A 19,189-nucleotide genomic window follows, 5' to 3' on the forward strand; every position below is an offset into this window, starting at 1 on the left:
CCTCCGCGCGCTTTTCCATTGGCGATGAGGACGCGATGCGGCGGTTTATCTTTCTATCCCTTGTTGGCGGGCTGGGCCTATTGGCGCTGCTATCGCTTGGGATCTGGCAGATGCAGCGCCTGGCCTGGAAGGAAGATATCCTGGCCACCATCGAAGCGCGCATTGCGGATGCCCCCGGCCCTTTGCCCGAGGTGCTGGAGCCAGAGCGTGACAAATACTTGCCTGTGCGTCTTGAGGGCGAGATCCTGCCGGGTGAATTGCACGTTCTGACCTCGATCCAGGGCACCGGCGCGGGCTATCGCGTTATCGCGCCTTTCGTGACCGACGGCGGTCGTCGCCTGCTGCTGGACCGTGGCTTCATCATCGCCAGCCGCAAGGATGAAACCCGCACCATCGGTTCCGCGACCGTGATCGGCAACCTGCACTGGCCGGTCGAGGTGGACGGGTTCACACCGGAGCCGGACACGGAAAAGAACATCTGGTATGCCCGCGACGTTGCGCCGATGGCGGCAGAACTGGGCACCGAACCGGCGATGGTGATCCTGCGCGAGCTGCGCTCGGATGTGGTCGATGTCGGCGCGACCCTGCCGCAGCCCGTTACCATGTCGGGCATTGCCAATGACCACTTGCAATATGCACTCACCTGGTTTTCGCTGGCCTTTATCTGGGCCGCGATGACCGCCTATTTCCTGTGGCGCAACCGCGCCAAATCCGAAGGCTGAAGCGATGAAATACATCTCCACCCGCGGGCAGGCGCCCGAGCTGACGTTCGAAGAGGCGATGCTGACCGGGCTGGCCCGCGACGGCGGCCTGTATGTGCCCGCCGAGATCCCGCAGATGAGCCATGATGAGATCGCGGCCCTGTCGGGCCTGTCTTACGAGGAAACTGCCTTCCGGGTGATGCGCCCCTTCCTCGGCGATTGCTTCACCGATGACGAATTCCGCGAGATCATCGCCAAGGCCTATGCCGGGTTTGGTCACGCTGCCCGCGCGCCGCTGAAACAGCTGGCGCCCAATCATTTCCTGTTGGAGCTGTTCCACGGCCCGACCCTCGCGTTCAAGGATTTCGCGATGCAGCTGATCGGTCAGCTCTTCGAAGTCGCCCTGAAACGCCGCGGCGAAAGCGTGACCATCGTCGGCGCCACCTCTGGCGATACCGGCTCTGCCGCGATTGAAGCTTTCCGGGGGCTGGATGCGGTCAATGTCTTCATCCTTTACCCCCATGGCCGCGTCAGCGAGGTGCAGCGCCGCCAGATGACAACCCCTGCGGACAGCAACGTGCACGCGCTGGCGGTCGAAGGCGACTTCGACGACTGTCAGGCGGCGGTCAAGGACATGTTCAATGATTTTGAGTTCCGCGACAGCGTGCGCCTTGCCGGGGTGAACTCGATCAACTTTGCCCGCGTGCTGGCGCAGGTGGTCTATTACTTCTCCTCCGCCGTCAGCCTTGGCGCGCCGCATCGCAAGATCAGCTACACCGTGCCCACGGGCAACTTTGGTGACATCTTCGCCGGCTATATCGCGAAACAGATGGGCCTGCCCATCGAGCAGCTGGTGGTCGCCACCAACCAGAACGACATTCTGCACCGCTGCCTCTCGGGGCAGGGCTATTTCAAGGGCGACACCATCCCCTCGATCAGCCCGTCGATGGACATTCAGGTCTCATCCAACTTTGAACGGGCGCTGTTCTATGCCTACGGGCAGGATGGCGCCGCCGTCGGTCAGCTGATGAATGAGCTGAAAACCGGTGGTTTCAACGTCAGCCAGGGCGCCATGCAGGCGCTGCAGGAGACCTATGTTTCGGGCCGGGCCTCGGAAGAAGAAACCATGGCGACGATCAAATCCGAATGGGCCGCCTCGGGCGAACTGCTGTGCCCCCACGGCGCCGTTGGTGTGAAGGTTGCAAACCAGTTGCGCGTTGCCGATATCCCCATGGTGACGCTGGCGACGGCCCACCCGGCGAAATTCCCAGCCGCGGTGGAAGAGGCGAGTGGTATCCACCCGCCGCTGCCCGCCCGCATGGCGGATCTTTATGAGCGCGACGAGCGCGTCACCCGCATCGACAACGATCTGGCCGCCCTTGAGGCGCATATCAGAAAGAACATCGCGAATTGACAGTTCAGCAACACACACTCGCCAACGGGTTCCGCATCGTTTCGGAGAACATGCCGGGGCTGGAATCCGCCTCTATCGGGATCTGGGTGACAGCAGGCGGCCGCCACGAGCGGCCTGAACAGAATGGGATCGCCCATTTTCTTGAGCATATGGCCTTCAAGGGGACTAAGACCCGGTCGGCGCTGCAGATTGCCGAGGCGATCGAGGATGTGGGCGGCTATATCAACGCCTATACCAGCCGCGAGGTTACAGCCTATTACGCGCGGGTTCTGAAGGATGACGTGCCGCTGGCGATGGATGTGATCGGGGATATCCTGCTCAATCCGGTGTTCGACCCGCGTGAGATTGAGGTCGAGCGCGGGGTGATCCTGCAGGAGATCGGTCAGGCGCTGGATACGCCGGACGATGTGATCTTTGATTGGTTGCAGGAAGAAAGCTATCGCGATCAGGCGCTGGGGCGCACTATTCTGGGCCCGGCGGAACGCATTCGCAGCTTTTCTCGTAATGACCTGCAAGGCTTTGTCGATCAGCACTACGGACCGGGACAGATGATTCTGGCTGCGGCCGGTGCGGTGGATCACGACGCGCTGGTGCGGCTGGCCGAGGCGCAGTTCGGCCATATGGCGCCACGACCAGTGCCGGAACCGGATGCCGCGCGCTTTACCGGTGGCGGCGAGGCGCGGCGGGATAAGCAGCTGGAGCAGGCTCATTTTGCGCTGGCTCTTGAAAGCCCCGGCTACCGCGATGATGAGATCTACACCGCGCAGATCTATGCCAGCGCCCTTGGCGGCGGCATGTCCTCGCGCCTGTTCCAGGAAATCCGCGAAAAGCGGGGTCTTTGCTATACCATCTTTGCGCAGGCAGGCGCCTATGCGGATACCGGGTCGACGACGATTTATGCAGGGACTTCGGGCGATCAGCTTGCCGATCTGGCGCATATCACCATCGACGAAATGAAGCGCGCCGCCGAAGATATGCGCGAAGACGAGGTTGCGCGTGCGCGCGCCCAGATGAAGGCCGGCATGCTGATGGGGCTGGAAAGCCCGTCGAACCGCGCCGAACGTCTGGCCCGTCTGGTGCAGATCTGGGACCGGGTGCCGCCGTTGGAGGATACCGTGGCCCGCATTGATGCGGTAACCGTCGCCGGGGTGCGGGCTTTGGCCGAACGCCTTGCGGTCGCGGCACCGGCGGCGTTGGCGCTTTATGGTCCGGTCGCAGATGCGCCCAGTCTGGCGCGGCTGCAGGAGAGGCGCGCTGCCTGATGCTGCTGTCCCGCCGTAAAGTCCGGCTTGAAACAGAACGTCTGACGCTCAGACCGCCGGTGCATGGCGATTTTCACGGCTGGGCGGCGCTGCGGCTGCAAAGCCAGGACTACCTTGTCCCTTGGGAGCCGGTCTGGGCGCCGGATCACCTCAGCCGCAAGGCCTTTACCAACCGGGTCTACTGGGCGCAGCGGGCGGTGTCCTCCGGCTCGGCGCTGCCGCTGTTCCTGGTCCGGCGCTCGGATCAGACGCTGGTGGGGGCGATCACGCTGGATAATATCCGCCGCGGTCCAGCGCAGGCGGGTACCCTTGGATACTGGACCGGGCAGCCCTTTGCGCGGCGTGGTTACATGGCCGAGGCGATTGGCGCGGTGGTGCATCATGCCTTTGGCAAGCTGGACCTCAGCCGGATCGAGGCAGCCTGCTTGCCGGAAAACGTGGCTTCGCGCGGTTTGCTAGAACGCTCAGGCTTCAAATACGAAGGCGTGGCGCAATCCTATCTGCAGATCAATGGCCGCTGGCGCACGCATGTGCTCTACGCCTCGCTGCGCCACGATAGGCGCGGTAAGACCCTGGTTGGTCAGGCTTAGAAATACCTCTTCAAAGTATGAGGGCGAACCCTCCCGCGCCCATAGGTGCACCGGCTGCGCCGATGCGCGCTAGCGGCCTTGGGCATGGCACCGCGCGTTGCACTGTGCAGCGCCGCACCCTGTGCGGCGCCCGGCCCAACGGGGCAGGGGCATTCTGTGAATGCAGCAGGCCGGGCGGGAGTGTTTGCCGACACGATCAGAGCGCAGCGGCGCATAACTCGGGGCAGTGTCTGGGGACAGAGGCTCACTTATGCTGATTTTGCGGAAAACAGGCTGACAGAAAGGGCGAGTGCGCTACACTTCTGCCATGCGTGTTTTTGCTCAGTATCTGGTTTCGCTCGTAGTCTCGGCAATCTTCGCCGCTCCGCTGGCCGCGCAGGAGCGCCGGGCCAGCCATTGCATTGCTCTCGCTGAGGCGGCCCCAGGGATCGCCTATCTGCACAAGGCCAGTTGGCAGGACCCGGTGCCGGAACATTCGGTGCGGATCCGGTATCTGTCGCACGCCAGTTTCCTGATTCAGACCGAAGGTGGACTGAACGTGGTGACCGATTTCACCGGTTTTACCGGATCGGCCGACTTCATCCCGGATGTGGTCACCATGAACCATGCCCATGAAACCCATTGGACCGCCCATCCCGATCCGGCCATTCCGCATGTGCTGGAAGGCTGGGGCGCCTTTGGGGAGGGGATCCGCCATCATCTGGATCTTGGTGAAATGCTGATCCGCAACGTGCCCACCGATATCCGCTCTGCTTACAGCGATGGGGTCGAGGTGGCCGGGAATTCGATCTTTGTGTTTGAGGTCGCAGGGCTGTGTATCGGGCATCTGGGCCATCTGCACCACGTGCCGACGCCCGAGCAATTCGCGGCGCTGGGGCGGCTTGATGTGGTGATGGCCGCCGTGGATGGGGGCATGACCCTGGCGCTGCCTGAAATGGTCGAGGTGTTGAACCGGCTGCGGTCCTCGGTAATCCTGCCGATGCATTGGTTCACCGATTACTCGCTGGAGCGTTTCCTGTCGCAGATCGGGCCGGAGTTCGATGTGGTGCAGGATGGCGCGGCAGATATCACCGTGTCGCTGCGCAGCCTGCCGGACAGGCCGACGATCCATGTGCTGCGCCCCTCTTATCTGCGCAAAGACGAGTAAGCAGTCTTGCCTTGAGAGGCGCAATTGGACATGCAGGTTTCATGACACTAAATTCTGCCGATTCCGCCTTTGTCGCCCGCCTTGCCGATCAACTGCCCGAGGGCGTTTTGCGCCCTGCCGATCCGCGTTATCTGGAAGAGCCGCGTGGAAGATATCAGGGACAGGCGGGGCTGCTGGCCGTGCCGCATTCCACCGAAGAGGTCGCAACGCTGGTGCGCGCTGCGCATGAGGCGCGGGTGCCGGTGGTGCCCTATGGCGGCGGTACCGGTCTGGTCGGCGGTCAGGTGATGCCGGAAGGCCCGGCGCCGCTGCTGCTGTCGCTGGAAAAGATGACCGCGATCCGCGGCGTCTACCCCGCGGAAAACGTGCTGATTGCCGAAGCGGGCGCTATCCTTGCCGATGTGCAGGCGGCCGCGACTGAGGCCGGACGCTTGTTCCCGCTGTCGCTGGCCGCCGAAGGCTCGGCCCGGATTGGCGGCAACCTTGCGACCAATGCAGGCGGGGTCAATGTGCTGCGCTATGGCAATGCCCGCGATCTTTGCCTGGGGCTGGAGGCGGTGCTGCCCAATGGAGATATCTGGCACGGGCTGTCGCGCCTCAGGAAGGACAACACCGGCTACGATCTGCGCAATCTTCTGGTCGGCTCCGAAGGCTCTTTGGGCGTCATCACTGCGGCATCGTTGAAACTGTCACCGATCCCGGCGGCGCAGGGCACGGCGGTGTTCGTGGTGCCATCGCCGCAGGCGGCAATTGCACTGCTGTCGCTGGCGCGTGACCAGTTGGGCGAAGGGATCAGCGCCTTTGAACTGATGCACCGGCAGGGGCTGGCGTTTCTGGCAGAAACCATGCCGCAGGTACGCCAACCCTTTGCCGAGGCTCCGGAATGGTGCGTGCTGATCGAGCTAGGGCTGGCGCGCGGGCTGGACCCGGAAGAGGCGCTTGCGGACCTGTTCGAGGCGGCGCTGGAGGCCGATCTGGCGCAGGACGGGGTGATTGCCCAGTCGGCGGCGCAGCGCGAGGCCCTGTGGACGGTGCGCGAGACGATCCCCGAAGCCAACCGCCTGATCGGCGCGATTTCCAGCCACGATATCTCGGTGCCGATCTCGGAAATTCCGGATTTCATCACGCGCGGCGGAGAGGCCATCGCCCGACTGGGAGTGGGCGATATGCGGATCAATTGCTTTGGCCACCTTGGCGATGGCAACCTGCATTACAACGTCTTCCCGGCGGCGGGAAAGACGCGCAAGGAATACGAACACCTGCGCGAGGATGTGAAACGCACGGTGCATGATCTGGTGGCTGATTTCGACGGGTCGATGAGTGCGGAGCATGGCATCGGGCGCATGAAGACCGGCGATTTGGAGCGTTATGGCGATCCGGTAAAACTGGCCGCGATGCGCGCCATCAAGGACGCGCTCGATCCCCACGGCATCATGAACCCCGGCGCGGTGCTGCGGCAAGGTACCTGACAACGTGGCGCTCCCGCGCCTGCAGGATTGGGCTGTGCCAGCCCCCTCACAGTCTTGGGCCCGGCAGCGGTCAAAGCCCGCTGTGCGCAGGGGGCAGCGGTGCAGCAGAGCGCGGACGTAGGGTCAGGCGATGCTGGGGGTGGCCGACGGTTTCTGCGGGCGGCTGCGCATCAGCAGGTAACCGATGATCAGGATATTCAGCCCGTTCCAGGCAATGCCGTTGATGAAGGCCATCTGGTAGTTGCCGGTCACGTCGTAGATCCAGCCAGACATCCAGCCACCCAGAGCCATGCCGAGGATGGTCATCATCATCACAAAGCCGACCCGCGCGCCGGCCTCTTTCGGGGGCATGTATTCGCGCACCACCAGCGCATAGCTGGGCACGATGCCCCCCTGCGCGAGGCCGAACAGTGCGCTCACCAGATAAAGCGGCACCATGCCGTCAAAGGGCAGGTAGAAGAACAGCGCGATGCATTGCAGGACCGAACCGATCAGCAGGATCGCCACGCCGCCGAGCCGGTCCGCCGCAAGGCCTGAAAGGATCCGGCTGACCACACCGCCCAGCAGCATCAGCGACAGCATCTCCGCCCCCACTGCAGGCCCGTAGCCAAGGCCGACGCAATAGGCAACGATATGCACCTGGGGCATCGACATGGCGACGCAGCAGCCGATCCCGGCCAGCCCCAGCAGCCATTGCAGGGTGCGCGCCGACATGCCGGTGCTGCGCGCATTGAGCGCCGAGGCTGCATCAGAGGCGGCATAGGCCTCGGCCGGGACACGGCGGCGCAGCAGCAGCGCAAGCGGGATCACCACGGCAACGGTGATCGCGGCCAGGGCAAAATAGACCATGCGCCAGCCGCCGCTCTCCAACAGCCCGGCCAGCAGCGTCGGCCAGATCGCACCGGAGAGGTAATTGCCGCTGGCCACCAGTGCCACGGCGATACCGCGCCGCCGTAGGAACCAATGCGAGATGTCAGCAATAAGAGGCCCGAAACCTGCTGCCGTGCCCAGACCCAGAAGCAGGTGCGTGAGAGACAGAACCGCCATCGTCGGCGCAAAGGTGGAGAGCACATAACCCGAAGCCGTCGCAGCAACGGCGCCAATCAGCGCGAGGGTAATGCCAAACCTGTCCACCAGCCGCCCGATCAGCAGGTTGCCAAGGGCAAAACCCACCATGGTGAGCGTATAGGGCATGGAAGAGGCCGCGCGTCCGGAGCCGAATTCGGCTTCGACGGCGGGCATGATGACGATGATCGCCCACATGCCCACATTGGCCACGGTTGCAATGGCCAGGGTGATGAGAAGTCGAAGCCAGGAATAGCGGCTGTCAAGGATCGCGGCAGTGTTCATGCCGGCACGCTAGGGCGCGTGCCGGCGGGCTGCAACTGAATTCGCCATCACGAATTCGCGTCTGCGCTTACTTCGGGAGGATGACCTTGTCGATCACGTGGATCACGCCGTTCTCGGCCTCGATATCGGCGGTGACCACGCTGGCATCATTGACCATCACACCCTTGTCGAGATCAATCATCACCGCGCTGCCCTGCACGGTTGCGGCGCTCATGTCGTCGGTAAGGTCACCGGACATCACCTTGCCCGGCACCACGTGGTAGGTCAGGATCGCCACCAGCTTTTCCTTGTTCTCGGGCTTCAGCAGGTCTTCGACCGTGCCTTCGGGCAGGGCGGCAAAGGCGGCATCGGTGGGGGCGAAGACGGTGAAAGGACCTTCGCCTTTCAGGGTGTCCACCAGACCGGCCGCCTTGACGGCGGCGACCAGGGTGTTGAAGTCTCCGGCGCCGACAGCGGTGTCGACGATATCCTTGGAATGACCGCCTGCGAAGGCCGCTCCGGCCATGAACAGCGTGGCTGCGGTGGTCGTCATCATCTTGCGGAACATCTTGGTCTCCTCATGTGTTTCTGTTGAGCGACACCTTTCGTCAGGCATCGTGAGACCTACGGCAGAGGAGATGGTTCGGATGAAGCGGGTTTTCGCCGGGAGGGGTTTGACAAGAAAACCGCCGGAGCTAAGCCCGGCGGCGTCATGATTTCCAATCAACAAAACGTGATCAGGCTGTGAGTGATCCGTGACCCTGTTTCGGCGCGGGCCGGTTCAGTCGCCTTCGAATTCGCACAGGACGTGGACGTCCATTCCGAGATCCTCAAGCTTCTTGCGGCCGCCCAGATCGGGCAGGTCGACAATGAAGGAACAGGAGATGATCTCGCCACCCAGCCGCTCGATCAGCTTGATCCCAGCGCCTGCGGTTCCGCCGGTGGCCAGCAGATCATCGACCACCAGCACCTTTTCTCCGGGCTGGATGGCATCGTCGTGGATCTCGACAATCGCTTCGCCGTATTCCAATTGGTATTCTTCGCTGATGGTGGTGCCGGGCAACTTGCCTTTCTTGCGGATCGGCACAAAGCCGACGCTCAGCTGGTGAGCGATGGCGCCACCCAGGATGAAACCGCGCGCCTCAAGACCCACGACCTTGTCGATCCGCTCACCGGCGTAGGGGTGCAGCATCTGATCGATGGCCATACGGAACCCGCGCGGATCGGCGAACAGGGTGGTGACATCGCGGAACATGATCCCTTCGTGCGGGAAATCGACGATGGTGCGGATGTAGTCTTTGACGGCGGTTTTCTTGGGCATGGAAGGCTCCTGCTTGCGGGAACGGATGGCGCGGATGGGTGCGGCCCGGACCGGTAAAGGGGCACCGGAGCCGCCACGGGGTTTGGCCGAAGCGCGCCGCCCATGCAAGGAAAACCTTGCGATCCTGGGCCGCCCGGTGCCGCAGAGCGGCGGTGAGCGGGCCCAAAACGATTAGAGGGCGATCAGGCGCTGAGCACGCGGCCTGCCACCGCATCCAGTTTGGCCAGAACCGCAGGGTCGCGTTTCTCGGGAGCGGTCATGATGGCGTATTCAAGAGCCCGGTCGCAGCCATGCGGACAGGGCGCGCGCTCGGCGCCCAGAATGCCTGGCAGGCGACGCACGAGTTCACGCCCGTTGCTGGAGTTGCCCTGTAGCGTGGCCAGGATCTCGGTGATGTCCACGGCGCCGTGGTCGGGGTGCCAGCTGTCGTAGTCGGTCACCATCGCGATGGAGGCGTAGCACAGCTCTGCTTCGCGGGCGAGTTTGGCCTCGGGCATGTTGGTCATGCCGATCACGTCGCAGCCCCAGCTTTCGCGGTACATTTTGCTTTCCGCCACCGAGGAGAACTGCGGCCCCTCCATGCAAAGATAGGTGCCGCCGCGGTGCACGGTGATCCCGGCATCGCGCGCTGCCGCCTCGGCCGCATCGCTGAGCCGCTCGCAAGTGGGGTGGGCGACGCTGACATGGGCGACGCAGCCGGTCCCGAAGAAGGATTTTTCCCGTGCAAAGGTGCGGTCGATGAACTGATCGACGATGACGAAATCGCCCGGCGCCATGTTTTCGCGAAAAGACCCGCAGGCAGAGACGGAAAACACATCTGTAACGCCCAGCCGTTTCAGCGCGTCGATATTGGCGCGGTAGGGCACTTCGGTCGGGGAATGCACGTGGCCACGCCCATGCCGCGGCAGGAAGGCCATTTTCACGCCGTCCAGCGTGCCGGTCAGGATCTGGTCCGAGGGCGTACCCCAGGGGGTTTCAACGCTGACCCACTCGGCCCCGTCCAGCCCGTCGATATCGTAGATGCCGGAGCCGCCGATGACGGCGATCATGGTGTCCTTGGTCACGTCCTATTCTCCTGCTGATGTTGCTTCTTGGGTATGCGCAAGACGGCGCCCTTTTGGCAAGCCCCGCTGTCTCACGATGCCGAAACCGGATGGGCTGGGCACGCAGGTGACCCCGTGCGAGAGGTCAGCGCTTTGGTGTCGATGCGCGGGTCAAGGCGCTATCCATCATGCGCCGGAAGGTGGGGCACTGACTGTGGTCCGGAGCAGTGCAATCTGCCACGTGGCGCAGCGCACGGGACAGGACACGGAGCTCTCGGATGCGCTGCTCGACCTCATCTGCGCGCGCGTGCAGTCTTTGGCGGTCCAGATCGAACCCGTCTGCATTGCCCAGCATGGCGCCTATCTCTTGCAGGCTGAACCCGGCGGCCCGTCCCATGGCAATGAGCGCGAGCCGGTCCAGAACGCTGTCGTCATACTGACGTCGCAAGCCCTTCCGGCTGTCGGCGCGGATCAGGCCGATATCTTCGTAGTATCGCAGGGCAGAGGGTTTGACGCCGCTGCACCGGGCAACCTCGGCGATATCCAGGGATTTCATCTTGACCTCAAGCTGGCTTGAATTTGCACACCTCAGATCTCTAGCAGTTTGAGTTATGAAACAGGAGCAAATTATGGAGATACATTGGAGCCTGATCTGGCAGGTCACTTTCGTTGGAAGCGTTGCAACTGCGCTGATTGATGTCGCAGCATGGGCGCGGGGCCGCTGGATGGGCGTGCCGGGGCCGAACTGGGGACTTGTCGCACGCTGGGTGTTGGGTCTTTTCCAAGGACGCTTGATGTTGGGCGCCGGGGGAAAGAAGATGCCCCCAAGGGGTTTTGAAACCGCGCTGGGTTGGATGTTTCACTATGCGGTGGGGGGCGCGCTAGCCTTCGGCCTGTGCGGCATAGTCGGCGCAGGATGGCTTCAGGCTCCTGCCCTTGGCCTGTCGCTTGGCTACGGAGTATTGACAGTGGTCTTGCCCTTTTGCCTGTTGCAGCCCGCAATGGGTTTGGGATTTGCCGCCCGCAAGACAGCCTTTCCGTGGCGCGCTCGATTGAACAGTCTGATCACGCATGGTCTTTTTGGGTTTGGTCTGTTTTTGGGCAGTGCGCTATTGCAGGTGATTTCAGCCCGCTAACCAAAGGGCGAGAGGAGGTCAGATCGGATCACGAGCCTTGCCCCCAAGGCCAGTTTCAGCTAGGGGCGGGCCACAACGTGACCTCCTCCAACCGCAGGTATTCTTGATGAAACGCGCCGCCATGGCCCTTTTGGCCAATCGTATTTCCCCGCCGAACCTATCCATCATGCAGGACGAGGGCTGGTCCGTGGGCCGCGTGCGCACCGAGCTGTTGTCGGGGCTGACCGTGGCGCTGGCGCTGGTCCCCGAGGCGGTGGCTTTTGCCTTTGTCGCCGGGGTGCACCCGCTGGTGGGGCTTTACGCGGCCTTTATGGTGGGGTTGATCACGGCGCTGATCGGCGGACGGCCCGGCATGATCTCGGGGGCGACCGGGGCGCTTGCGGTGGTCATGGTGGCGCTGGTGGCGGAACACGGCGTCGAGTATCTTTTTGCAACCGTGGTGCTGATGGGCATCCTGCAGGTGATCGCCGGGGTGATGCATTGGGGTAAATTCATCCGTCTGGTGCCGCATCCGGTGATGCTGGGCTTTGTGAACGGTCTGGCCATCGTTATTTTCCTGGCGCAGCTCACCCAGTTCAAGGTCCCCGGCAGCGGTGGCACCGAGTGGTTGTCCGGCCTGTCGCTTTATATGATGCTGGGGCTGGTGGCCCTGACCATGGCGATTATCTGGGGCACGCCCAAGATCACCTCGGTGATCCCGGCGCCGCTGGCGGGCATTGGCATCGTGGCAATCCTCGTGATCGCACTGGGCCTTGATGTGCCGCGGGTCGGCGATCTGGCCTCGATCGAAGGCGGCTTTCCGGCCTTTCACAATCCCTTTGGTGATGGCATTGGCCTTTATGGGACTGCGCTGGCGCCGTTCAATCTGGAAACCCTTGAGATCATCCTGCCCTATGCGGTGATCCTGGCCGCCATTGGTCTGATCGAAAGCCTGCTGACGCTGAACCTGGTGGGCGAAATCACCGGCAAGCGCGGCGGTGCCAGCCAGGAGTGCATCGCGCAGGGTACCTCGAATATCGTCACTGGTTTCTTCGGCGGCATGGGCGGCTGCGCCATGATCGGCCAGTCGATGATTAACGTGAAATCGGGTGGCCGCACCCGGATTGCGGGCATCGCGGCTGCGCTGTTCCTGTTGACCTTTATCGTCGTGGCTTCGCCGCTGATCGAACAGATCCCGCTGGCGGCGCTGGTGGGGGTGATGTTCATGGTGGTGATCGGCACCTTCGCCTGGAACAGTCTCAAGATCATGACCAAGGTGCCGCTGATGGATGCCTTTGTGATCGTGCTGGTGACGGTGGTGACGGTGATGACCGACCTTGCCATCGCCGTGGTGGTCGGGGTGATCGTCTCGGCGCTGGCCTATGCCTGGAACAACGCGCGCCGCATTCACGCCCGCACCCGCGAATCCGCCAGCGACAAGGGTGCGAAGGTCTATGAAATCGAAGGTCCGCTGTTCTTTGGCTCCACCGATGGTTTTATCGAGCTCTTCGACGTGGCAGCCGATCCCGAGCGTGTGATCGTCGATTTTGCCAATAGCCGGGTGGTGGACCAGTCTGCTCTGCAGGCGATCGAGGCGCTGGCCGGAAAGTACGAGGAGGAGGGCAAGACCATCGTGCTGCGTCACCTCAGCCGTGATTGCCACCAGCTCCTGTCCAAGGCCGGCCACTTGATGGTCGACAGCGACGATGACCCGGAATACGCGCTGGCGGTGGATTACTCGGTTAAGACCGGGGTGCTGGGCGGCCACTGACCGTCTGGGTCAAGTCTGGAAAATTGAATGGGGCCTCCAGATGCGGAGGCCCCTTTTTGATGTGTGTAGGGTATTAAGGGAGAAGTCTCGGGCTCACCAAAGCAGCAGCCCCGGATCCGCCCACGCGCGGCCTGTCTGTCACGAACCCTGTCCCGCGCGACAAGCAAAATGGCCGTATCCACGCCCTTCTCAGGGGCGCGGAACCTCGGCAATTTGGCTTGCACGTGGTCCGGCATCGTGCCCGCAGGCTTGCGTCGAGGGCGGCTCCGAAGCAGCAGCTTGGGCAGGTGTCAGTCTGGCGCGAGGCTTTCGAGCATATCGAGATCGCCGGACAGCAGCGCAGGCTCGGCGCGCAGGATCAGATCGACAGGCCAGTCCCACCATTTGAGGGCCAGAAGCCGCGCGATCTGGGGTTTTGAAAACCGGAACCGTTCGGCGCGTCCGGGATTGCCGGTGACGATTCCATAGGCCGGAACCGAGCCGCGCACCACAGCGCCTGCGCCGATGATGGCGCCATCGCCGATGCGCGCACCGGGCAGGATTATCGCGCCATAGCCGATCCAGACGTCATTACCGATCACGGTATCGCGGGTGTCGGGCTGAAAACCTGCCATCTGCGCGGGGTCGAAGACCGGGAAGGGGTAGCAGCTGAGCCCGTCCTGCCCGTGGTTGGCCGAGGCGGTGATGAAACGCGCGCCATGGGCGATCTGGCAAAAGCGTCCGATCACCAGCCTTTCGCGGGCACCGGGGAACAGGTAGGGCGCCAGATGCGACGCCCAGTCCTTTGGCGGATCGAAATCCGAGGCATAGCTGTAGTCGCCCACCTGGAAATTGGGATGGTCCACCGCGCGCGACAGCATCACGGTGCCCGCATGGGGCGTGCCGTCTGGCAGGATAATCGGGTGGCGCAGGCCGGGATCGGGAAGGGGCATGATGGGGCTCAGTCGTCGGGGCGGGCCAGCGAGAAGACCTCGGTCACGCGGGAATAATCGCGGTAACCAAGGCGGGCCAGCGGTTCAAATGTGGTGACGTCGAACATGCCGTCCTTCATGCAGTCATCGCGCAGGTGCACGCCGGTCACTTCGCCAAAGGCGACGCGGTTGGAGACTCCGGGCAGCGTCACGATCTTGGTCAGCTTGCACTCCAGCGCGGCGGGGGCACCGGCAATGCGGGCGCAATTGATGGTCTGGCAGTCCTCGGCGGTAAGACCCGCATGGGCGAATTCATCGACCTCTTTGCCCAAGGTCTGCGAGCTGGCATTCATCGCATCGCGCATGGCGTAGGAGACGATATTGACGCAGAAGACGCCGGTCTCCTCGATATTGGCCATGCTGTCCTTGGTGTTGTCCTGGTCTTCCTTGCTGCCGGTGGAGGCAAACATCACCTGCGGTGGGGTATAGGCGACGCCGTTGAAAAAGGAATAGGGCGCCAGGTTGTTGACACCGTCAGCCGAGCGGGACGAGATCCAGCCGATCGGGCGCGGCGTGATTACGGCGTTGAACGGGTTATGGGGCAGGCCGTGGCCGTCTTCGGGGCGGTAGAACATGCGCATCTCCAATTGTTTGCTCAATGCTTAGGCCCGTGCTAGGGCGAATTCCACCCCTTTACGGGTGATTTCGCGGAGGCGTGAGTGGCGTGATCGAACTGAAACCGGAGCAGCCGGACGACCGCTGGGAAGTGGAGGCGCTTTATGATCTGTGCTTTGCGCCGGGGCGTGAGGCGCTGTCGTCCTATCGGTTGCGCGATGAGGTTCCGCCGGTTTCGGGCCTCAGCCTTGTGGCGCGGGATGAACAGGGCATTCTGGCCGGTGCGATCCGGTTCTGGCCGGTGCATGTGGGCACGGCGGATGCGCTGTTGCTGGGGCCGGTGGCGGTACACCCGACCCACCAGGGGGAGGGGCTGGGCGGGTCCCTGATCCGGGACAGCCTTGCGCGGGCCGCCGATTCTGGCTGGGCGCGCGTCATGCTGGTGGGCGATGCGCCCTATTACCGCCGGTTTGGCTTCGAGAAGCTTGAGGGCGTGTTGATGCCGCCGCCCACCAACCCCGACCGGGTGCTGGGGCTGGCGCTGACCGCGGATGCCTGGGACGGTGTTGACGGAGATGTGACCCGCTGGACCCGCATGCAGGATTAAGCGGTCGATCCCGCTTCAACTGGGGGCCTTTTCTCTGCTATCGTAAAAGGAGGATAGGGGCTGTATCCACAGAAACCCTGCAAGCCCAGGTGGTGCCACATTGAACAGATCCGCTCTGTCTGCCATTTCAAAGTCGGGGACGGGGACCGCAACCCAGGTCGCGGCGCTGTGTTTTCGCATCACTAAGACCGGCAAGCCGCGGATTCTGATGATCACGTCGCGGGGAACCGGGCGCTGGATCTTGCCGAAAGGCTGGCCGATCCCGGGGCGCAGCCTGGCCGAATCCGCAGCCATCGAAGCCTGGGAGGAAGCGGGCGTGCGGGGCGTTCCGGTGGACAACTGCCTGGGTGAGTTTACCTATGACAAATGGCGCAGCGAATTATCACCTGTGCCCTGTGTCGTGCGGGTCTATCCCGTCATCGTGACGGCCCTGCAGGATGAGTTCCCCGAACGGCATCAGCGCCAGCGGGCGTGGACATCCCCGCGCAAGGCTGCGGGGTTGGTGCAGGAAAAGGCGCTGAAGAAAATTCTTACCCGGTTTGATCCTGATGGGATCGGCTCTGAACTTTTCAACTCTTGAAGTGAGGTGAGGGGAACGCGTAATGGGCAGTATCCGCTGCGAGAAACGAGATGATACAGTATAGTCTGAAATGCGCCGAGGGTCACAGCTTTGACAGCTGGTTCCAGTCGGCTGCTGCCTTTGACAAACTGGCCGCCGCCGGGATGGTGTCCTGCGCCATCTGCGGTTCGCAAAAGGTGGAGAAGGCCATTATGGCGCCGCATGTGCGTCCCGGTCGCAAGTCTGTTTCCCCCTCAATTGACCCCGATACCGACGCCGCGTCCGCGCAGGCAGGCGGAGCTTCGCCGCAGGCTTCTGTTCCTGCCCAGGTGCCGGAGGGGGTGCCAGGTGCGCTCAGTGCTCCTGCCAGCGAGCAGGAAAAGGCCCTCCGCGAGCTGCGGCGCCAGGTCGAGGAGAACTCGGACTACGTCGGAAAGGACTTCGTCTCGGAAGCGCGTGCCATGCATTTGGGCGATGCGCCCGAACGGGCAATTCACGGCGAGGCGCGGCTGGACGAGGCAAAGGCATTGATCGAGGACGGGGTGCCGGTTTTGCCGCTGCCTTTCGGTCCGACGCGAAAAACGAATTAAAGGGACAGGCATATGCACGCAGTTGTGACCGGGGCGAGCCGGGGCATTGGCCGGGAGCTGGTAAAGCAGCTCACAGAGGCCGGGCACGAGGTGACAGGCACCTCGCGGGATCATTCCTCGGGGGTGCGGCTTGATGTCTGCGATTCCGGCCAGCAGGCGCGATTTGCCGCCCACCTGGGCGACAAGCCGGTTGATCTTCTGGTCTGCAACGCTGGTGTCTATATCGACAAAGGCATGGCGCTGGAGGATTACACCACTGAGGTCTGGAGCAAGTCCCTGGCGGTGAATGTCACCGGCGTGTTCCTGACTGTGCAGGCGCTGCTGCCGAACCTGCGCCTGTCGGATAACCCGAAAATCGCGATCATTTCTTCCCAGATGGCCAGCCATGCCCGCGCCCCAGGGGGCAGCTATGCCTATCGCGCCTCAAAGGCGGCGGCGCTGAACATCGGGCGCAATCTGGCGACGGATTTGAAACCTGAAGGTATTTCGGTCGGGATCTATCATCCCGGCTGGGTGCGCACTGATATGGGCGGCAGCGAAGGGGATATCTCGGTCCAGGAAGCGGCGGCTGGGTTGATGCATGAATTCGACGTGCTGACACTGCAGACGACAGGCTGCTTTCACACCTGGGATGGCCGTATTCACGCCTTCTGAGCCGAACCAACGCGTGTCGCCAAATGAAAACGCCAGAGCGGTCAGGCTCTGGCGTTTTGCTTTATGTGCAGGTCTTTTCTACGTCGTTACTCCCAGCAGCTGACCAGAACGGTCATGCCGCTGGCGTGGCGTACCAGTGCCTCGTTCGACAGGGGCGCGGCGCCGGCGGATTGATCGGCACTGGCGATCCCTGCAGCCGTGATTGCATTGCGCAGCGCGGTGGCATTGATGCCAAAGCTGACGCCTTCGGGCAGTTGGCGGCCCTTGATTTCGCGCGGCAGCAGCATGCCCAGAACCGCACCAGAGGCATCCAGCACCGGACCACCCGCATCGCCGGGCTGGGCTGCGAGATCCAAGCGGATCACGCCGTTGTTGCCATCAAGGCTTTTGATATCGGCTAGGGTGCCGAAGGTCAGGCTGGGAGCGCCCAGAATGCCCTCGTAGGAGAAACCCGACACGGCGATTTCGGATTGCAGGCGCGGCGTCTGGGTGGTGAACCCAGCAACGGCCATCGGGGCCAGGTTCTGGACAGGCTGCAGAATCGCGAGGCCATCCTCGGCATTGTTTGCGGCGACGGTTGCCTGATAGCCATGGTCCAGCGTGATCCGGCTGCAGCCTGCAACCACATCCGAGGTCGTCACCACGGCGCCGTTCTGGTCGACAAAGAAACCGGTCCGGGACAGGCGGGGCTTGCGCACTTCCAGACCGGACACCAGATCGACGCTCTGGCGCACATCGCTGCCTGCGGCGGCGTCCAGCACCCCGTCAAGCCGCTGGAAACTGTTCTGCATGGCGGCCAGCACCCGGGCACGGCGGTCCTCATCCCCGGTCGGCCAGATCAGGGTGAAGCCCTTGATCTCACCATTCTGCAGTCTGGCCTCGGTATGAGAGACGATCTGCCCGTTGCTGCCTTCGATGGTGAAGCTGTCGTTGCCGCGCTGCCGGGGGCCGTCCAGAGGAACGATCTCAAGCGTCTGCATGATGTCATAAAGACCGAGCAGCGTGTTCTTGTCGCCGCGCTGGCTGATCATCAGCACGCGCACGCCCAAAGAGCCGCGGCTGTCGTAATGGGCAAAGGGCGATTCATAGCGGGAGAAGGCGACTTCACCAGCGGGAATATCCATCGAGATCCCGGCGCCGGTATCGATGACATTGGCCATGCCGACGGAAATCAGCGGCGCGTTGTAATCATCCAGCAGAACCTGACGCTGTGCGGTGGTCAGAACGCCGGTGGGCTCAAAACCCTTGAAGGACTGCCAGTCCGACATGGACCGGCGCGTGCCGCGACCAAAGGCGCCATCGATCGCAGCAGCATAGAAACCGGCGGCTTTCAGGGCGATCTGAAGCTCCTCGCGCTCTTCTCGGGTCAGCAGGCGTTCGCTGCGGCGGGCCTCGGCCGGGGTTTCATCGGGCAGGGTGATTTGCGGCTGCGATTCAACAACAGGTTCGGACACCTGCGGTACGGTCGGAGCCGTCGCGGTGGCCTGATCCTGTGCGCCGACCGGATAGAACTGATTGCGTAGGTTGGCCTGGAAGGCGATGAAGCTGTCGCGGGGGATCTGCCCCTCACTGCGGTAGACCTGCAGGACCCGTTCGGCATCCTGGCGGGTATAGGGGCCAAGAACGATGCCGTACCAACCTGCGCCAAGGGTGAAACCGGCCACATCGGGCAGTCGCGCGGCATAGCTCTGCGCCTCCTGCTGGGCATCGGCCAGAGACGGGCGGGCCGCAATCTGGATCCAGACGGTCTCCTGTCCGGCTTGTTGCGCCTGTGCTGGGCCAGCCAGAGCAAATGCAAACATATTGAGCGCCAGCAGCAGGGCGGTGACTATTCTTTTCATTACAGGACCTCTATCCCGATGGGGCAATTTGTTGTTGCGCAGATAAGCATTTTGATGGGGTAAAGAAAACTCCTGCAGAAGGGGGAATTCGTGCCTTGATGCAGCAAACCATCACCTTTGCTGCAGCCAGAGGCGCAAAGCATCCCTTACCTTGCCGTTCAAAGGCGACTAGCCGTTGACCCCCGGCGGGGGCTTGCATAGGAAGAACCCCGCATTTGCTGCCCTATTGAGATGTCCCAGAGAGGGATCT

Annotated in this window: 20 protein-coding genes; 12 read left to right on the top strand and 8 right to left on the bottom strand. The window is 62.9% G+C overall.

The window, feature by feature from the left end; genetic code table 11:
* The first annotated feature begins 35 nt into the window (after positions 1–35).
* The 6 genes from JL2886_RS14785 (at position 36) to JL2886_RS14810 (ending at position 6,583) form a co-directional block, all read left to right on the top strand.
* Entirely contained in the window at positions 36–722 is a 687-nt protein-coding gene (locus JL2886_RS14785; protein WP_065273733.1) for an SURF1 family protein, read from the top strand.
* A gap of 4 nt (positions 723–726) precedes the next feature.
* On the top strand, positions 727–2,115 hold the full coding sequence (gene thrC, locus JL2886_RS14790) for a threonine synthase (RefSeq protein WP_065272708.1): 1,389 nt from the start codon (positions 727–729) through the stop codon (positions 2,113–2,115).
* Complete coding sequence (locus JL2886_RS14795) at positions 2,112–3,377, top strand: M16 family metallopeptidase (protein WP_065272709.1); 1,266 nt, start codon at positions 2,112–2,114, stop codon at positions 3,375–3,377. Before thrC ends, JL2886_RS14795 begins: the two co-directional genes overlap by 4 nt.
* A complete protein-coding gene (locus JL2886_RS14800; protein WP_065272710.1) occupies positions 3,377–3,967 on the top strand; it encodes a GNAT family N-acetyltransferase in 591 nt (196 codons plus the stop codon). The genes JL2886_RS14795 and JL2886_RS14800 overlap by 1 nt, the downstream gene beginning before the upstream one ends.
* A gap of 307 nt (positions 3,968–4,274) precedes the next feature.
* Positions 4,275–5,114, top strand: a complete 840-nt coding sequence (locus tag JL2886_RS14805) for an MBL fold metallo-hydrolase (protein WP_065272711.1) — start codon at positions 4,275–4,277, stop codon at positions 5,112–5,114.
* Positions 5,115–5,155: 41 nt separating this feature from the next.
* Positions 5,156–6,583, top strand: coding sequence for an FAD-binding oxidoreductase (locus tag JL2886_RS14810; RefSeq protein WP_065272712.1), 1,428 nt, complete (start codon positions 5,156–5,158; stop codon positions 6,581–6,583).
* A gap of 123 nt (positions 6,584–6,706) precedes the next feature.
* Here JL2886_RS14810 and JL2886_RS14815 read toward each other — a convergent pair whose 3' ends face one another.
* From JL2886_RS14815 to JL2886_RS14835, 5 genes are all read right to left on the bottom strand, one after another.
* Positions 6,707–7,933, bottom strand: coding sequence for an MFS transporter (locus JL2886_RS14815; RefSeq protein WP_065272713.1), 1,227 nt, complete (start codon positions 7,931–7,933; stop codon positions 6,707–6,709).
* Between the two features lie 67 nt (positions 7,934–8,000).
* Entirely contained in the window at positions 8,001–8,480 is a 480-nt protein-coding gene (locus tag JL2886_RS14820; protein ID WP_065272714.1) for a fasciclin domain-containing protein, read from the bottom strand.
* 213 nt (positions 8,481–8,693) lie between these two features.
* A complete protein-coding gene (locus JL2886_RS14825; protein ID WP_065272715.1) occupies positions 8,694–9,233 on the bottom strand; it encodes an adenine phosphoribosyltransferase in 540 nt (179 codons plus the stop codon).
* A 182-nt stretch (positions 9,234–9,415) separates the two neighbouring features.
* A complete protein-coding gene (locus tag JL2886_RS14830) occupies positions 9,416–10,282 on the bottom strand; it encodes an S-methyl-5'-thioadenosine phosphorylase (protein ID WP_065273734.1) in 867 nt (288 codons plus the stop codon).
* A 139-nt stretch (positions 10,283–10,421) separates the two neighbouring features.
* Positions 10,422–10,832 (bottom strand): helix-turn-helix domain-containing protein, encoded by a 411-nt coding sequence (locus JL2886_RS14835; RefSeq protein ID WP_065272716.1) that lies wholly within the window; start codon positions 10,830–10,832, stop codon positions 10,422–10,424.
* 55 nt (positions 10,833–10,887) lie between these two features.
* Between JL2886_RS14835 and JL2886_RS14840 the strand changes: the two genes are divergently transcribed.
* Together JL2886_RS14840 and JL2886_RS14845 are read left to right on the top strand one after the other, a co-directional pair.
* Positions 10,888–11,412: a DUF2938 family protein gene (locus JL2886_RS14840; protein WP_082996096.1), complete on the top strand. Its 525-nt coding sequence runs from the start codon at positions 10,888–10,890 to the stop codon at positions 11,410–11,412.
* A gap of 106 nt (positions 11,413–11,518) precedes the next feature.
* Positions 11,519–13,162, top strand: a complete 1,644-nt coding sequence (locus JL2886_RS14845) for a SulP family inorganic anion transporter (RefSeq protein ID WP_065272717.1) — start codon at positions 11,519–11,521, stop codon at positions 13,160–13,162.
* Between the two features lie 290 nt (positions 13,163–13,452).
* Here JL2886_RS14845 and JL2886_RS14850 read toward each other — a convergent pair whose 3' ends face one another.
* Both JL2886_RS14850 and JL2886_RS14855 read right to left on the bottom strand, forming a co-directional pair.
* Complete coding sequence (locus JL2886_RS14850) at positions 13,453–14,094, bottom strand: CatB-related O-acetyltransferase (protein ID WP_065272718.1); 642 nt, start codon at positions 14,092–14,094, stop codon at positions 13,453–13,455.
* An 8-nt stretch (positions 14,095–14,102) separates the two neighbouring features.
* Positions 14,103–14,708, bottom strand: a complete 606-nt coding sequence (locus tag JL2886_RS14855) for a flavin reductase family protein (protein ID WP_065273736.1) — start codon at positions 14,706–14,708, stop codon at positions 14,103–14,105.
* A gap of 89 nt (positions 14,709–14,797) precedes the next feature.
* Here JL2886_RS14855 and JL2886_RS14860 point away from each other — a divergent pair, with 89 nt between their 5' ends.
* From JL2886_RS14860 to JL2886_RS14875, 4 genes are all read left to right on the top strand, one after another.
* Positions 14,798–15,295 (top strand): GNAT family N-acetyltransferase, encoded by a 498-nt coding sequence (locus tag JL2886_RS14860; RefSeq protein WP_065273737.1) that lies wholly within the window; start codon positions 14,798–14,800, stop codon positions 15,293–15,295.
* Positions 15,296–15,395: 100 nt separating this feature from the next.
* Complete coding sequence (locus tag JL2886_RS14865) at positions 15,396–15,875, top strand: NUDIX hydrolase (protein ID WP_065272719.1); 480 nt, start codon at positions 15,396–15,398, stop codon at positions 15,873–15,875.
* A gap of 50 nt (positions 15,876–15,925) precedes the next feature.
* Positions 15,926–16,444 carry a DUF1178 family protein gene (locus JL2886_RS14870; protein ID WP_065272720.1) on the top strand — a complete coding sequence of 173 codons (519 nt, stop codon included), beginning with the start codon at positions 15,926–15,928 and terminating at the stop codon, positions 16,442–16,444.
* A gap of 12 nt (positions 16,445–16,456) precedes the next feature.
* Entirely contained in the window at positions 16,457–17,098 is a 642-nt protein-coding gene (locus JL2886_RS14875; protein ID WP_065272721.1) for an SDR family oxidoreductase, read from the top strand.
* Positions 17,099–17,184: 86 nt separating this feature from the next.
* Here JL2886_RS14875 and JL2886_RS14880 read toward each other — a convergent pair whose 3' ends face one another.
* A complete protein-coding gene (locus JL2886_RS14880) occupies positions 17,185–18,939 on the bottom strand; it encodes a trypsin-like peptidase domain-containing protein (protein WP_065272722.1) in 1,755 nt (584 codons plus the stop codon).
* Between the last annotated feature and the right edge of the window lie 250 nt (positions 18,940–19,189).

The organism is Phaeobacter gallaeciensis (genome assembly GCF_001678945.1).
Lineage (GTDB): Bacteria > Pseudomonadota > Alphaproteobacteria > Rhodobacterales > Rhodobacteraceae > Phycobacter > Phycobacter gallaeciensis_A.